The sequence below is a fragment of the Streptomyces sp. NPDC015125 genome, from assembly GCF_043080045.1.
Classification (GTDB): Bacteria; Actinomycetota; Actinomycetes; order Streptomycetales; family Streptomycetaceae; genus Streptomyces.
Genome location: NZ_JBIBVF010000001.1, coordinates 1,126,249 through 1,141,521 on the forward strand (window position 1 = coordinate 1,126,249; position 15,273 = coordinate 1,141,521).

Below are 15,273 nucleotides of genomic sequence, written 5' to 3' on the forward strand. Positions count from 1 at the left end.
CTCAGAGCTGCTCGGGGGGCTCAGAGCTGTTCGGGGCGGCGCTCCGTCAGGCCGTACTTCTTGGCGAGCGGATTCCAGACCTGGGCCGCCTGCTTCTTGGCCGTGGTCGCCTGGCCGCTGGCCGCATTGCCCTGGGCGGTCTGTCTGCTGAGCCGGGCCTTGCCCTTGTGGCAGCCCTTCTTGCTGCCGACCTGGCCGGCCCAGGCCGCGTAATGGTTGTCCGCGGCTGCCGAGGACTGCCAGGCCTTGGTCAGCATGGCGGTCAGCTGGGAGTGTTGGGGGATCTTGTCGACGGGGAGCTGCTGCAGCCGCTTCACCAGGGCGCTGCGCTGGCCGGCCGCGGCCCGCAGGTCCTTGGCCGCGCCGCCCAGGTTGCTGCAGGACTTGATGCTGTTGACGGCGCCGATCACCGAGGAACGGCTGTTGTTGCTGTCGCCCAGCAGCGCGTCCAGGCCCTTGGCCTGTGCCTCGGCCGGATCGGCGGACGGCTTCGGCTGCTCCGAGTCCTTGGCCGCCTTCGTCGTACCGGCGCCGGTGTCCTGCTTCTTCGCGGTGCCCTCGTCGCTTCCCCCGCTCAGCGCCCAGCCGAGGCCGAGGCCGGCCCCCGCGAGCGCCACGATGACGATGCCGACGATCACGGCCGGGGCGAGCCGGCGGCGGCCGCCACCGTCGTCGTACGAGGCCTGCTGGTCGTAGCCGCCGCCGGGCGGGAACTGCTGCCCCTGGTACCCCTGACCCTGCTGGCCGTGGCCCTGCTGCCCGTGGCCCTGCTGGCCGTACGGCGGCCGGCCCGGGTCCTCGAAGCGCGGTAGCTGCGCGGTGGAGTCCGGGGCGCCGGTCTGGCCGGGTGCGCCCGGCCCGTCGCGGAACAGGCCGTCGAACTCGGCGGGGGTGGGACGGTCGCTGGGCCCACCGGGGCGGACGCCGTACGGCGCGCCGGGCGGCGGGGGCGGCGCACCGGCGCCGACCGGCGGGATGAGCTGGGTGGCCTCGGAGTCGCCCGCGCCCTGGGCACCGGGCATCGGCTGCGACTGCGGCATCGGCTGGCCCTGGCCCTGGGGCCTGGCCTGGTTCGGCTTGATGGCGCGCAGCATCGTGGTGGACTCGTCGGGCGTCTCGGGCCGTGCGCCCGCCTCGGGCGGCAGCGGCGCGGCACCGGGGCCGCCGGACTGCTTGTCGAAGGGGGAGATGAGCGCGGTGGCCTCCGCATCGCTCGCGGCGGGCGGCAGCGGCGCACCGGCCTGCGGGGTCGCCCGCACCAGCTCTCCGGACGGGCCCTGCGGCGGCTGCCCGTACTGCTGCTGAGGCTGCTGAGGCTGCTGGGGCGCCTGCTGTGGCATCGAGGGCGGGGGCGGCGGCACCGGAGGCTGCCCCTGGGGCGCCGCCGGGAAGCCCTGGCCGCCCTGCGGCTGCGGCGGCTGCTGTGGCTGCTGCGGCGCGGGCGCCTGGGGGGCCTGGGGGTGCTGCCCCTGTTCCGGGGCGTATCCCTGCGGGCCCTGACCGTAACCCTGCTGGCCCTGGCCATGCGGCTGCGGCTGCGGCTGCTGGTAGCCCTGGCCGTACGCCTGCGCTTGCTGCGGGGCGGGCGCCTCGCCGTACTGGCCAGGTGCCTCGCCGTACTGGCCGGGCGCCTCGCCGTACCCCTGCTGCGAGCCGGGTCCCCAGGGCTGGCCCCACGGCTGCCCGGCCGGCGGCGCGGCCTGCTGGTCGGGCACCCACGGCTCACCGTTGGCGGGCAGCACAATGCCCTCTCGCGCGGGACCGGCCGCAGAATTCTGCGGGTCGTGACCCTGTCCGCTCTGCGTCACCGTGACTCCTACCAACGTGCAGACCTACGGAATCGTCGGCTGCACGCTACCGGGTCGCAGCAACGTTCGACCACGTCGCCTGGTCACCACCCCCGTCCGCCCCCGGAACGCACCGGGCGGGCCCGGTGCGCGGCCCACCCGACGGCGTACGACAAACCCGACGCCGTACAACAAAGCCCTACAACGAAGCCCCAGAACACAGCCGGGCAACGAAACCGGGCAACAAAGCGGCCCCCTCCGCCTTGCCGCCTTCGCTCCCGTCGTGAGGTGTTGTTCACGTTTTCCGCGGCACCGCTCACGCCGCCGTGGCCCGCAGCTCCAGCCGGGTACTGAATTCCCGCACCACCGGTTCGTCCCGGAAGGGCTCCAGACGCAGCTGAAAGTCCTCCAGATACTCCGCACCGCGGTCCGAACGCAGCCCGCTCAGCAGCTCCACCGCCCGGGTGCCCGTATGGCAGGCCTGCTCCACCTCCCGCTGCTGCGCCTGGGCACCGGCCAGCAGCAGCAGACCGATGGCCCGCCGCCGCGCCCGGCCTTCGGGGTGCCCGTCCAGCGCCTCCTGCGCACGCTGCCCGGTGGGCCCCGGCTGCCCCAAGTCCCGGTGGCAGTGGGCGAGTTCATCGGCCAGATATGCCTGGTCGAAGTGGGAGATCCAGATCGGGTCGTCGCCCGCCTCGGCCGATGCGTCGGCGCGCTCCATCGCGGCGACCGCCCGGCCGGCCACCGCCTGGAAGGCCCGGCCGTCACCCATCAGGGCGTGCCCGCGCGCCTCCGCCGCGCAGAACATCGCCTCCACCCGCGGGGTGACATGGCCGCGGGCGCCCTCCTGGGCGGCGCGTGCGAGCTGGGCGATCTCCCGGGGATTGCCGAGCGAGGCGGCGAGATGGCTCATGCTCGCGGCCAGGACGTAGCCGCCGTAGCCGCGGTCCCCGGCTGCCTGGGCCAGCCGCAGCGCCTGGATGTAGTAGCGCTGGGCGAGGCCGGGCTGGCCGGTGTCGACGGCCATATAGCCGCCGAGTTCGGTCAACCGCGCGACGGCGGCGAAGAGTTCCCGTCCGACGGACTCGCGGTACGAACCGGCCAGCAGCCCCGAGACCACGCTGTTGAGGTAGTGCACGACGACCGGCCTGACGTGCCCGGCGCCGAACCGGTGGTCGAGTTCACTGAGCGCCGTGGTCATGGCGCGTACCGCCTCGACGTCCGAGATCCCGACCCGGGCACCGGCGTTCCGGGCGACCTGGCTGTCCGCTCCGGTGATCAGCCAGTCGCGGCTGGGCTCGACCAGGGCGGAGGCCGCGACCGTGGAGCCGCTGAGGAAGTCGCGCCGCCCGACGTCGCTGCGCCACAGCTCGCAGACCTGCTCGATGGCCCCGAGGACGGTCGGCGAGAACTGCAGGCCCACCCCGGATGCGAGGTTCTTACCGTCGGCCATCCCGATCTCGTCGATGGTGACCGTGCGCCCCAGCTTGCGCCCCAGCGCCTCCGCGATGACGGCCGGTGCACGGCCCCGCGGCTGCTGTCCGCGCAGCCATCTGGCCACGGAGGTCTTGTCGTAGCGGAGGTCGAGACCGTGCTCCGCACCGCACATGTTGACGCGGCGGGCGAGCCCCGCGTTGGAACAGGCGGCTTCCTGGATCAGCGTCTGCAGCCGTTCATTGGGCTGCCGTGCGACGAGTGGCCTGGCGGCCATGCATGTACCCCCTGTGTACCGCTGTGCGTTCACCGGCGAACGCCGTTCCCCGTGATCGATTCCCCGCGAATATGCCGGATATCCGAGAGATCCGGGATATGCGCGATAGGAGAGATCGGAGTGATACGCACTTTGCAGCGGATGCTCAGTTGTGAGCGTTTTAGGCCCTGTCCGGAGCATCCCGGGTGCGCAGCGCTCGTTCACGAGGAGGAAGGGTGCGCGGTGCCGTGCACAGATCGCGGCGCCGCCGTGCCGGGCTCCCCCGGGTGCACTTCGGCCTGCCGCCGGGCGGTCTCTCCGCCCGTCAGGCAGGTGGCTACCCGCTCCGCGGGCCCCGCCCGCATATGCGCCCCCACCGGTGCACCCATGCGCCCCAGGTGCGAGAACGATGCGCCGGGGGGTCGGCCATTCGGCCGTAACCCTTGGTGACACCGGAAGTTGTCCTCAGCGTGGAAGAGACCATAGGAATCACAAGTACCTCGCAGATCCCCGGGCAGCGCGGCGGGCCGCGCGGCGAGGAGCTGCTCGACACTGCGGTGCGTTACGCGGAGGAACGGCATTGGGACGTGTTCCCCGGCGCATGGCTGGAACACGACGGCGACACACTGCGCTGCTCGTGCGACGCCGGTGACTGCGCGGCGCCCGGCGCACACCCCACCGCCCCCGGCTGGGCCGGACAGGCCACCGGCAGTGCCACCGCCGTCCGCCGTATGTGGGGCAAGCAGCCGCGGGCCTCGATCCTGTTGCCGACGGGCCGGACGTTCGAGGCGCTGGATGTCCCCGAGACCGCGGGCTGTCTGGCGCTGGCCCGGATGGAACGGATGGCGCTGCCGCTCGGACCGGTGACCCGCACCCCCGGCCGCCGGATGCTCTTTCTCGTCCTTCCCGGTGCCTCGGTGAAGGTCCCGGCGCTGGTACGGAACCTGGGCTGGGCGCCGGCCGCGCTCGATCTGATCTGCCGCGGCGAGGGCGAGTACATCGCCGCACCGCCGACCCGGGTGGGTGCGCACGGCTCGGTGCAGTGGGCGCGCCGCCCCACCACGACCAACCGCTGGCTGCCGGACGCCGAGGAGCTGATCAGCGCGCTCGCGTACGCCTGCGCACGGGACGCGGTCGCGGCCCGGGGGCGCTGATCCGGACCGGCCGGGTCCGCTGGCCTCGGGGGCGCCCATCGCCCGGCACCCTCCGATACCCGGTCGTATCGTGGGGTCCCTGACGGGGGCCAGGACGGCCTCTGCGGGGACGTCGAAGGGCAGGGCCGGTGGCGAACGAGCCGGAAGACATCGATCAGCACACCGATCAGCAGGTCGATCAGCACACCGAGCAGCACGTCGACCAGCAGGCCGGGGCGGCACCGCCGGAGCACCCCACGGCCGCTTCTCCGGACGGGTCGGCCGGGGCCCCCGAGGGCGCCGCGGCCGGCCCGCCCGCCGTACGCATCCAGGGTCTGTGGAAGAAGTTCGGCGAGCAGATCGCCGTCAACGGCATCGATCTGACGCTGCCGGCCGGGCGCTTCATCGGTCTGGTCGGCCCCAACGGCGCGGGCAAGACCACCACGCTCTCCATGGTGACGGGCCTGCTGCGACCGGACGCCGGACTGGTCGAGATCGGCGGGCACGACGTCTGGCGGGACCCGGTGTCCGTCAAGTCCCGGATCGGGGTGCTGCCCGAGGGACTGCGGCTCTTCGAGCGGCTCTCCGGGCGTGAACTCCTCGGTTATATAGGCCGGTTGCGCGGGCTGCCGGGCGACGAGGTCGACAAGCGGGCCGGGCAGCTGCTGGAGGTGCTCGACCTGTCGGGCGCGCAGAACAAGCTGGTGGTGGACTACTCCACCGGTATGCGCAAGAAGATCGGGTTGGCGGCGGCGCTGCTGCACAACCCCGAGATCCTCTTCCTCGACGAGCCCTTCGAGGGCGTGGACCCGGTGTCGGCGCAGACCATCCGCGGTGTGCTGGAGCGCTATACCGCCTCCGGGGCGACCGTGATCTTCTCCAGCCATGTGATGGAGCTGGTCGAGTCGCTGTGCGACTGGGTCGCGGTGATCGCCGCCGGGCGGATCCGTGCGGACGGCCCGCTCGCGGAGGTACGGGGCGCGGCGCCCTCGCTGCAGGACGCGTTCCTCGAACTCGTCGGCGCACGGGGCCGCGGTGCGGGAACGAACCTCGACTGGCTGGGCGGTGGCGGCGCCCGATGAGCACCGAATCCGCCGGGGCGACTGCCGGACCGGCCGCTGACCCCTCCCCCTCCCTGACCGGCGTCTTCGTCCGGCTGAAGCTGTCGCTGCTGCGCAACGGACTGCGCCAGTCCACCGGGCGCACGCTGGCTTATATCGCGTCCGTCGTCGTCGGTCTGCTGTTCACCGCCGGTGCCGTCCTGGGGCTGATCGCCCTGCGCGGCACCGCGCATGTCGGCGCACTGGTCGTCCTGCTCACCGGGATCCTCACCCTGGGCTGGGCGGTGATGCCGCTGTTCTTCCCCACGGGCGACGAGACGCTCGATCCGACCCGGCTGGTGATGCTGCCGCTGCGGCCGCGGCCCCTGATCGTGTCGCTGCTGGTGGCCTCGCTCGTCGGCATCGGCCCGGTCGTCACGCTCGCGCTGGCGGCCGGCTCGGTGATCGCGGTCGCCGACGGCCCGGCCGCCGCGGCCGTGGGCGTGGTGGCCGTCGTGCTGGTGGTGCTGGTGTGCGTGTCGCTGGCACGGGCGGTCGCCACCGCCTCGGTGCGGCTGCTGACCAGCCGCCGTGGCCGTGATCTCGCCGTACTGGGCGGCCTGTTCATCGCCATCGGCGCCCAGGGCATCAATATCGCCGCCCAGAAGCTGGGCCGGCCGGACGGCCTGTCCGTATTGGAGCCGGTGGGCGAGGTGCTGCGCTGGGTGCCGCCGGCCTCGGCGGTCAGCGCCGTGGAGGACGCCGGACACGGGGCGTACGGGCGGGCGCTGGCCGGTCTGGCGCTGACGGCGGTGGCACTGGTGCTGCTGCTGTGGTGGTGGCAGCGCACCCTGACCACCCTGATGACGGCCCCGGACTCCTCGACCCTCCAGGCGGTGGAGAAGGACAGCGCACGCCGGGCCGGCAAGCGGGAGCGGGGGCTCGGGCGGCTGCTGCCCGACGGGCGGACCGGCGCGGTCATGCTCCGTACGCTGCGCTACGCCTGGCGCGACCCCAAGTCGAAGATGGCATGGGCGACCGCGCTCGGCGTCGGCCTGCTGGTGCCGGTCGTCTCGGCCGCGCAGGGCAACGGCAGCATCTATACGTCGTTCTCGGCGTCGGCGCTGCTCGGGTCGCAGATGTACAACCAGTTCGGGCAGGACACCTCGGCGTTCTGGATGGTCGCCTCGACGATCGCCACCCCGCGGGACGCCTACCGGGAACTGCGGGCGCGGGCCTGCGCACTGGCGCTGGTGGCCGTCCCGTACGTCACGCTGGTCGTCGCCGGCACCGCCGCCGTCATCGGCCCGTGGTCGGACTTCGTGGAGGTGTACGGGCTCTCGCTGGCCGTGCTGGGTGCGCTGCTGGCGACCGGGGCACTGGCGTCGGTGGTCTTCCCGTACTCGATCCCCTCGGAGGGCAACAAGAACGTCGCGCCGGGACAGGGCGCGATCGCCTGGTTCAGCCTCTTCGGCGGGGTGCTGGTGGGCGCCGTGCTGTGCGCGCCGCTGCTGGGCCTGACCATCTGGCTGCACGTGGCCGGTCTGCACGCTCTGCTGTGGGTGCTGCTGCCGGTCGGTGCGGTCTACGGCGTGGGCATCGCGGAGCTGGGGCTTCGGGTGGCGGCGCCCCGGGTGGCGGGGCGGCTGCCGGAGATTCTGGTGGCGGTCAGCAAGGCCTGAGGACACGCGCCGCTGGGGGGCCGGCGGGCTGGACGGAAGGTGGGCTGGACGGGGGGCGGGCCGACCTGGCACGCCCCCCGGACCTCCGAGCACGCGGACGCCGCAATGCCTTGCGGCGTGGGGCCTTGGGCCGTGGGCCTTGGGCCGTGGGCCTTGGGCCGTGGGCCTTGGGCCGTGGGCCGTGGGCCGTGGGCAGCGAGCCGTGTGCCTCTCAGCCGGACATCGTGGCCGTACAGAGAAAGGGCTCGATGGCGGCGCACCAGGCGTCGGGTTGTTCCCAGGGGAGCAGATGACCGGCGTCGGGGATTTCGGCGTAGGCGCCGCGCGGCAGCACCCGGACCATCTCCATGGCCTCGGCGCGGCCGAGTTCGGCATCGAGGCCGCGGACGACCAGGGTCGGGCACGGGACCTGGGCGAGCTCTTCCCAATGAGCGTCATGCACCCAGGTCTCCCGGGCGGTGAGCATCTGCCGGCGGGAGAAGACCGGACGCCAGCCGTCGGCGCGCTCGGCCATCACCTCGGCGAAGAACTCGCCGCGGGCGGGTCTGGGCCGCTCCAGGGTCGGGTCGTCCTCGCCGAACCACTTGCGGACATCCGCGAGGGTGGCGAACGGCAGCGGCCAGGATCGGAACCATTCGGTCCACTCGCGCTGCGAGGCCGCCCCGAGCGCCGAGGCCCGCATATCGCAGATGACCAGCGCACTGACCAGATCCGGTCTTCGGGCCGCTAACTGCCACGCCGTCAGGGCGCCCATGGCGTGCCCGACAAGGGCGACCGGGGCGAGGCCGAGCTGCTCGACGGCCGCGATGGCGTCATCGACGTACGCCTCGCGGTCGTACGGCCCCTCGGTGGGCTTCGCGCTGCGCCCGTGGCCCCGCTGATCCAGCGCAACGGGGCGGTGACGCGCGCTCAGACGGCGCGCGGTGGCCGCCCAGTGCGAGGCGCGGCCCATCAGGCCGTGGAGCAGGAGTACGCCCGGCCGTTGCTCGCTCTCCTCCAGCCCGCCGCCGATCTTGGGCGGGTCGGTGAATTCCCAGGCGGCGAGGCCTACACCGCCGGCCCCTGTGACATCGATGCGCTGCACCATGTGCCTTGGCACCCCCAATCGTCCCTTGAGCAGCTCCACACTATCGAACCCCTATTCGAACGCACCGTTTCGGCGCGCAATACCCCTCGTTCGAGTGACCTCACTCAAGGATTGGCCGCGCCCGCCACGGGGAGACATCTGCCGGGAGGCGGGCCCTACCGGGAAGGGGGCCCGTGGGGGAAGACCCTGGGAGCTCGGGGCTCCGGGTCTTGGGTGGGGGACATGGGGAGGCAGGGCCCCGGCTGCTCGCAGCGCCGGGGCCCTGACTGTCTCCGTCATACGTGGATGCATCCGAACCCCCTCCCCGGCCAGGACAGGCCGATGCATGGCCATGCGTCAGGGTGACACGAGACCGGCCGTATCGCACGGATTCGCACAAGTCCGTTCAACCGGAAAGAACGTGCCGAGCCCGCCGAGAGGCGCATCGGCGCAGTTCAGCGGGCTCGCAGGGAGGCTTCGGCCGGAAGCGCCGAAAAGAAAGAGGCCGAAACTGCTGTCAGCGCTTGGCGACAAACACATGGGCGGCGATCTCGGAGTCCAGCTCGGCGGCCTCGCCGCTGCTGCCGACCAGCACCCCGGCCGACGACTCCGTCACGCTCACCACCGCGCCCGGCTGCACACCGGCCCGCCGGAGGGTGTACATCAGCTGGGCATCGGCCTGGATCGGCTCTCCGATCCGCCGCACCACGGCCGTCTTCCCTTCGGCCCCGGCGTCCAGATCCATCAGGCTCACCATCCCGGCGTCCAGGAACGGGTCGCCCCCGGCCTTCTCGCCGAGCTCTTCCAGCCCCGGGATGGGGTTGCCGTACGGCGACTCCGTCGGATGCCGCAGCAGCTCCACGACGCGGCGCTCGACCGCCTCGCTCATCACATGCTCCCAGCGGCACGCCTCGGCGTGCACCTGCTCCCATTCGAGCCCGATGACGTCGACGAGCAGGCACTCGGCGAGACGGTGCTTGCGCATCACCCGGGTCGCCAGCCGGCGGCCCTCTTCCGTCAGCTCCAGATGCCGGTCGCCCGCGACCGTCAGCAGCCCGTCCCGCTCCATGCGCGCGACCGTCTGGCTCACCGTCGGGCCGCTCTGTTCGAGCCGCTCCGCGATGCGGGCGCGCATGGGCACCACACCCTCCTCTTCGAGTTCGAGGATGGTGCGGAGATACATCTCCGTGGTGTCGATCAGTCCGGACATGCGTGCCCCTCGATGTGTGGTGCGGTGGCCCTGAACTCAATTCTGACGCATCTCACCGACAACAGTGCCTCCTCGTCTCCGGACCGGACCCCCACGGCCGTATTGACAGGGCACTGGTCCAGACCGCAACGTGATCCGCGCCACTGATCAGATACGACGAGATGCGCCGGGCGCCGAGCAATACGGCGTGACCCGACGAGAGGGGCCCGCGTCCATGGCTGAGAGCGACCGGAGCAACCGGCTGGCCGGGGAGTACTTCGACGCCGCGATCGATCTGCTGCGACAGGTCCGCGATGACGAGGGCGACCGGATCGCCGCGGCCGGGCAGCTGATCGCGGACACCGTTGCGGCGGGCGGCCGGGTCTTCTCCTTCGGCGCCGGGCACTCCTCGCTCCCCGCGCAGGACACCGTCTACCGCGCGGGCGGCCTGGCGATCATGAACCTGCTGTCCGTCCCGGGGGTCGTCGGCGTGGACGTACGGCCCGCGACGCTCGGCAGCGCCCTGGAGCGGGTCGACGGGCTGGCCGGGGCCGTCCTGGACACCAGCCCGCTGGAGGCGGGCGATGTGCTGGTGATCATCTCGCTCTCCGGCCGGAACTCGCTGCCGGTCGAGATGGCGCGGAACGCCCGCGCCCTCGGCATCAAGGTCATCGGTGTGACGTCGGTGGCGTATGCGGACACGACCACCTCCCGGCACGCCTCCGGCAGCTTCCTGAAGGACCACTGCGACCTGGTGCTGGACAGCCGGATCCCGGTCGGCGACGCGGAGTTGACGCTGCCGGGCATCGACGCGCCGTTCGCCCCCGCCTCCACCGTCGTCACCAGCGCGATCATGCAGGCCATGGTGGCGACGGCCGCGGGCACCCTCGCCGAGCGGGGCATCGACCCGCCGCTGCTGCGCTCGGGGAACGTCGACGGCGGGCACGACTGGAATGCCCGGGTGATGAGCGCGTACGCGGACCGGATCTTCTACCGGCAGTAAGCGGCGGCCCGCCGCAAAGCAGCCCCGGAGCAACCGCCGGCCCCGGAGCAACCGCCCGTCCGGAACGGCGGCCCGCCTCAGAGCGACGCCGCGCCCGCGAGGTCGAGGGCCGCGGCCAGCCGGGCCGCCACCTCCTCCGCGTAGTCCGCGTCCGCGCGGTCGAAGGGGCGGCGCGCGGGCGCCCGCAGAAAGGTCGCGACACCGAGCGTGCGGCCCCGGCTGCGCAGCACCACACACAGCCCGTGCACCGTGCCGTCCGGCCAGTTGCGAGCGGCCGCCCAGCCCTCGGACGAGGCGGGACCGGCGCTGGTACGCACCGAACCGCCCCGCTCGTACGCCTGGAGCGCCGGATGTCCCGGCACGTACGGCGTGGGGATTCCGGTCGCCGGCAACCGCTCCGAGGGACCGGGCGAACCGGCCGGGGAAGCCAGCATCCGCACCAGCCGCGGCGTGGACCGCCGCGGAGGCCGGCCGGTATCCGCGCGGGCGGTATTCGCACGGGCGGTGGCCGCACGGGCGGTGGCCGCCAGGGAATGTGCCGTCGGCTCGGCGCCGTCCACGTCAGACGCCTCGGACTCCGCGTCTGGCCCCGCTTCGGGCTCCGTGTCGGACTCCTCGTCCGGCGCGGCATCGGGGGCGTCCTCGTACGGGCCGCCCTCGGCGACCGCCCCGTACGGCTGGGGCGGCCTCGCCGCGGCGAGGTCGACCAGGCCGTGGTCGGCGAAGCCCGCCAGGGCGAAGTCGAGGTGGACCGCGGCGGCCTCGGCCGGGTCCGGGCACTCCGCGGCCGCCCGGCCGGCCCGATGGAGCTGATGGGCGCGGAAACGCAGCAGGGAGCTGTCCTGCTCGGCGCGTTTGGCGGCCGTGACGTCCTGGAAGAGCCAGGCCACACCCAGCGGCACCGGCTCCTCCGCCAGCGGGGAGGCCAGCCGGACGAAGCCGCTGCGCCAGCACCGGCGCGGCAGCTCGGCGTCCTCGGAGCGCAGCGTCACCCACAGCTCGGCGACGGCCGGCGGCGCGCCCTCGGCGAGGACGTGCTGCAGGGCGCACTCCAGCTCCTCGACGCCCTGTGCCAGCAGCTCGCCCAGGGGGCGCCCCAGCAGGGCGGTGCGCCCCACACCCAGGGCGCGGGCGGCGTGTGCATTGACGACGGCGGGCCGCAGATCCGCGTCGATCAGCACCACGCCCCACGACGCGTCCTCGAACAGCGCCTCGCTGAGCGCGATGGACCGCTCCAGGTCCATCTGGGTGTGCACCTCGCTGAAGGCGCAGTACACCCCCGCGACCCGGCCGCCGGGCCCGCGGACCGCGGAGGCCTGGGTACGGACGAGCACGCGGTGGCCGTCCTTGGTCAGCAGGGCGAATTCCTGCACCTGGCGGCCCGGGGAGCGCATGGCGGCCGCGAGTGCGGTGTCGATCCCGTCGGCGTCCTCCTTGCGGACCGCCCAGCCGGACAGGCCCGTACGGCCGACGGCTTCGGTGGTGGTCCAGCCCAGGATGCGTTCGGCTTCGTGGTTCCAGTGGGTGACCGTGCCGTCCGCGGCGAAGGCGACCAGGGCGGCGTCCATCCCGTCCAGGAGCGCGGCGAGCAGACCCGAGTCATCGGCCTCGTCGGCGGACCAGCGGGCCTCCGACGAGGCAGAAGAAGCTGACGAAGCAGTCACTGGCACCCCTTACGAAACCCGGCCGCACGTGCTCCACCTGGGAACATTCAACTGGAACGTGACACACCCCACAGGCGGTTTGCGGAAATCGTTGCCAACGGGAAATTCCCTTGTGTGCGGCCGACCGGCTTCCTACTGTGTGGAGCACACGAGAAGGGAGGTGGTTCGGCCAATGATTTCGCACCGGACGCGTGAGGTGGCTGCGGGCTAGCGGCCCGTCGCTTCACCCGAAGTGCAGCGCCGGACCAGCGCATACTGCAGATGCGCAGCCGGCCAATCCCAAGCAGTCACCCGACCCGCGGGCTGCCGGTTCGTCCGACCGGCCCTCTGCGCCACCGAGCGCGGAGGAAACAGCCCGCGGGTCGTCTGCGTTCTCCACGTCCTCCACGTCCGCCACGTCCGCCACGCCGGGCCCCGCCGTCAGGGCGCCAGGCGCTCCACCCGCCAGGACCCGTGCTCGCGTACATACCGCAGCCGGTCGTGCAGCCGGTTGAGCCGGCCCTGCCAGAATTCGACCGTCTCGGCGGCGATCCGGTAGCCGCCCCAGTGCGGGGGCGCCGGTACCTGCTCGCCCTCCGGGTAGCGGGCCGCCAATTCCTCGTAGGCCTGCTCCAGTTCTGCGCGCGAGGCGACCGGTGCGGACTGGTCACTGGCCCAGGCGCCGAGCTGGGAGCCGTGCGGGCGGGTGCGGAAGTAGGCGGCGGTCTCGTCCCGGCCGATGCGTTCCGCGGTGCCGGTCACCACGACCTGGCGGGCGAGCGGGTGCCACGGGAACAGCAGCGAAATGGCCGGATTTTCGGCCAGTTCGCGCCCCTTCCGGCTGTTGTAGTTGGTGAAGAACACAAAGCCGCGGTCGTCGAATGCCTTGAGGAGCACGGTCCGTGAACTCGGCCGGCCGTCGGCGTCCGCCGTGCAGACGACCATCGCATTCGGCTCGTGCAGACCGGCCACCGTCGCGTCCTTGAACCAGCGCGCGAACTGGTTGTAGGGGCTGGCGGCGAGGTCGGACTCGACGAGTCCCTCGGCGCGGTAGTGCGCACGCATGGAGGAGGGATCGGGGTTCTCGGCATGAGGCGCGTCGGCTGGGTGCACGGCCTCATCTTGCAACATCGGATCCGGCACGGTCAGCCGAGCGGTGCGGAAGTCTGCCCCTCGTCGACCTGCCGTAACCCTCCCGTGGGCGGATCGACCGTTGTGCCGAGTCTCACCCCTCCTGGCAGGTGAGAGACCCGCCAGAATGAGGGGGCGCCCCACTGTGGCCTCCGGACGGGGAGAGCTATCGTGTCCGTCCGGCCTGAAGGTCCGTCCGGCCGGAAGGGACGCACCACACCGCACCTGCCCGCCCGCGGTCCGACCCACTGCGGGCAAGACAGCCGCGTGACCCACGCCCTGGCGGGGCATCACCGGCGTGACCGGTACGGACCGCGAGCTGCCCGGCGCAGCCGCGTAACCGCACCGCACCGCACACCTAAGACTCGACCGCACGGCAGCCGGTAACGGACCGTTTGCCGTCCCCATCTTGAGGAGCTGCCTGATGTCCGACTTCGTACCCGGACTCGAGGGAATCATCGCGTTCGAGACGGAGATCGCCGAACCGGATAAGGAAGGCGGCTCGCTCCGCTATCGCGGCGTCGACATCGAAGAGCTCGTCGGGAAGGTGTCCTTCGAAAATGTCTGGGGGCTGCTGGTCGACGGGGCGTTCCACCCGGGTCTGCCGCCCGCCGAGCCGTTCCCGATTCCCGTGCACTCCGGTGACATCCGGGTCGATGTGCAGTCGGCGCTCGCCATGCTCGCGCCCGTGTGGGGCCTGAAGCCGCTGCTGGACATCGACGAGCCGACGGCCCGTGACAACCTTGCCCGCGCCGCGGTGATGGCCCTGTCGTACGTGGCCCAGTCGGCGCGCGGGCCGGGCCTGCCGATGGTGCCCCAGAAGGAGATCGACACGGCGGAGACCGTCGTGGAGCGCTTTATGAAGCGCTGGCGCGGGGAGCCCGACCCCCAGCACGTCAAGGCCGTCGACGCCTACTGGACCTCGGCCGCCGAGCACGGCATGAACCCCTCCACCTTCACCGCCCGGTCCATCGCCTCCACGGGCGCGGATGTGGCGGCCGCGCTGTCCGGCGCGGTCGGCGCGATGTCCGGCCCGCTGCACGGCGGCGCGCCGTCCCGCGTCCTCGGCATGATCGAGGAGATCGAACGGTCCGGCGACGCCTCCGCGTACGTCCGGCGGGCGCTGGATGCGGGCGAGCGGCTGATGGGCTTCGGCCACCGCGTCTACCGTGCCGAGGACCCGCGGGCGCGGGTGCTGCGGCGGACCGCCCGGGACCTGAACGCCCCGCGCTTCGAGGTCGCCGAGGCACTGGAGAAGGCCGCGCTGGAGGAGCTGCGCAGCCGCCGTCCGGACCGGGTGCTGGCCACCAACGTCGAGTTCTGGGCGGCCATCGTCCTGGACTTCGCCGAGGTCCCGGCGCACATGTTCACCTCGATGTTCACCTGCGCCCGTACGGCCGGCTGGAGCGCGCACATCCTGGAGCAGAAGCGGACGGGCCGACTGGTCCGGCCGTCGGCCCGGTATGTGGGGCCAGCCGCGCGCGGCCCGCAGGAGATCGCGGGGTTCGGGGACATCGCGCCACGGTAGCGCTTTGCCTCGGGCCGTTTTCGGCTTTCCCGCCGTGGAGGCTGCTCGCCGTTGCGCTTTGCCTCGGCACGCATTTTCGGCTGTCCCGCCGTGGGGGCTGCTCGCCGTTGCGCTTTGCCTCGGCACGCATTTTCGGCTGTCCCGCCGTGGGGGCTGCTCGCCGTTGCGCCTGCGGCGGGCCGGGTCCGCTGCGCGGGGCCGTTCCGCTGCGCTTTGCCTCGGCACGTTTTTGGCTTTCCCGCCATTGCGCCTGGCGGCGAGCCGGGTCCGCTGCGCGGGGCTGTGGGTGCGGTGACGGGCCTCCGGGGCAGGGGTGTGGGACTGCTTCGCTTTACGTCCCACACCCCTGCCCCTCCGGCCCGTCCCCTCCCGTGGGTGAGT

At 72.6% G+C, this 15,273-nt stretch carries 11 protein-coding genes; 5 read left to right on the plus strand and 6 right to left on the minus strand.

The window, feature by feature from the left end:
• Nucleotides 1–20: 20 nt before the first annotated feature.
• Entirely contained in the window at nt 21–1,808 is a 1,788-nt protein-coding gene (locus tag ACF088_RS04930; protein ID WP_392373936.1) for a hypothetical protein, read from the minus strand.
• 295 nt (nt 1,809–2,103) lie between these two features.
• The gene (locus tag ACF088_RS04935) at nt 2,104–3,498 is read right to left on the minus strand and encodes a transcriptional regulator (RefSeq protein ID WP_392373937.1); all 1,395 of its coding nucleotides are present in this window, start codon (nt 3,496–3,498) and stop codon (nt 2,104–2,106) included.
• Between the two features lie 449 nt (nt 3,499–3,947).
• Between ACF088_RS04935 and ACF088_RS04940 the strand changes: the two genes are divergently transcribed.
• The 3 genes from ACF088_RS04940 (at nt 3,948) to ACF088_RS04950 (ending at nt 7,332) form a co-directional block, all read left to right on the plus strand.
• A complete protein-coding gene (locus tag ACF088_RS04940) occupies nt 3,948–4,631 on the plus strand; it encodes a bifunctional DNA primase/polymerase (RefSeq protein ID WP_392373938.1) in 684 nt (227 codons plus the stop codon).
• A gap of 305 nt (nt 4,632–4,936) precedes the next feature.
• Nucleotides 4,937–5,692 (plus strand): ABC transporter ATP-binding protein, encoded by a 756-nt coding sequence (locus ACF088_RS04945; RefSeq protein ID WP_392374005.1) that lies wholly within the window; start codon nt 4,937–4,939, stop codon nt 5,690–5,692.
• Nucleotides 5,689–7,332 (plus strand): transporter, encoded by a 1,644-nt coding sequence (locus ACF088_RS04950; RefSeq protein ID WP_392373939.1) that lies wholly within the window; start codon nt 5,689–5,691, stop codon nt 7,330–7,332. The genes ACF088_RS04945 and ACF088_RS04950 overlap by 4 nt, the downstream gene beginning before the upstream one ends.
• 211 nt (nt 7,333–7,543) lie before the next feature.
• Here the strand turns inward: ACF088_RS04950 and ACF088_RS04955 are convergent, their stop codons facing one another.
• A complete protein-coding gene (locus ACF088_RS04955) occupies nt 7,544–8,419 on the minus strand; it encodes an alpha/beta fold hydrolase (RefSeq protein ID WP_392373940.1) in 876 nt (291 codons plus the stop codon).
• Nucleotides 8,420–8,915: 496 nt separating this feature from the next.
• The gene (locus tag ACF088_RS04960) at nt 8,916–9,608 is read right to left on the minus strand and encodes a metal-dependent transcriptional regulator (RefSeq protein WP_392373941.1); all 693 of its coding nucleotides are present in this window, start codon (nt 9,606–9,608) and stop codon (nt 8,916–8,918) included.
• A 214-nt stretch (nt 9,609–9,822) separates the two neighbouring features.
• Between ACF088_RS04960 and ACF088_RS04965 the strand changes: the two genes are divergently transcribed.
• On the plus strand, nt 9,823–10,590 hold the full coding sequence (locus ACF088_RS04965; RefSeq protein WP_392373942.1) for an SIS domain-containing protein: 768 nt from the start codon (nt 9,823–9,825) through the stop codon (nt 10,588–10,590).
• Between the two features lie 77 nt (nt 10,591–10,667).
• Here ACF088_RS04965 and ACF088_RS04970 read toward each other — a convergent pair whose 3' ends face one another.
• Both ACF088_RS04970 and pdxH read right to left on the minus strand, forming a co-directional pair.
• Complete coding sequence (locus tag ACF088_RS04970; protein WP_392374006.1) at nt 10,668–12,158, minus strand: PAS domain-containing protein; 1,491 nt, start codon at nt 12,156–12,158, stop codon at nt 10,668–10,670.
• A 516-nt stretch (nt 12,159–12,674) separates the two neighbouring features.
• Entirely contained in the window at nt 12,675–13,364 is a 690-nt protein-coding gene (pdxH, locus tag ACF088_RS04975; protein ID WP_392373943.1) for a pyridoxamine 5'-phosphate oxidase, read from the minus strand.
• 424 nt (nt 13,365–13,788) lie between these two features.
• Between pdxH and ACF088_RS04980 the strand changes: the two genes are divergently transcribed.
• Nucleotides 13,789–14,892, plus strand: coding sequence for a citrate synthase 2 (locus ACF088_RS04980; RefSeq protein WP_392373944.1), 1,104 nt, complete (start codon nt 13,789–13,791; stop codon nt 14,890–14,892).
• Nucleotides 14,893–15,273 lie beyond the last annotated feature (381 nt).

Excerpts from the sequence above, each read along its gene's own strand:
- ACF088_RS04960 (WP_392373941.1), bottom strand. The coding sequence starts at position 9,608 with ATGTCCGGACTGATCGACACCACGGAGATGTATCTCCGCACCATCCTC.
- ACF088_RS04965 (WP_392373942.1), top strand. The coding sequence starts at position 9,823 with ATGGCTGAGAGCGACCGGAGCAACCGGCTGGCCGGGGAGTACTTCGAC.
- ACF088_RS04970 (WP_392374006.1), bottom strand. The coding sequence starts at position 12,158 with ATGGACGCCGCCCTGGTCGCCTTCGCCGCGGACGGCACGGTCACCCAC.
- pdxH (WP_392373943.1), bottom strand. The coding sequence starts at position 13,364 with ATGTTGCAAGATGAGGCCGTGCACCCAGCCGACGCGCCTCATGCCGAG.
- ACF088_RS04980 (WP_392373944.1), top strand. The coding sequence starts at position 13,789 with ATGTCCGACTTCGTACCCGGACTCGAGGGAATCATCGCGTTCGAGACG.
- ACF088_RS04950 (WP_392373939.1), top strand. The coding sequence starts at position 5,689 with ATGAGCACCGAATCCGCCGGGGCGACTGCCGGACCGGCCGCTGACCCC.
- ACF088_RS04935 (WP_392373937.1), bottom strand. The coding sequence starts at position 3,498 with ATGGCCGCCAGGCCACTCGTCGCACGGCAGCCCAATGAACGGCTGCAG.
- ACF088_RS04955 (WP_392373940.1), bottom strand. The coding sequence starts at position 8,419 with ATGGTGCAGCGCATCGATGTCACAGGGGCCGGCGGTGTAGGCCTCGCC.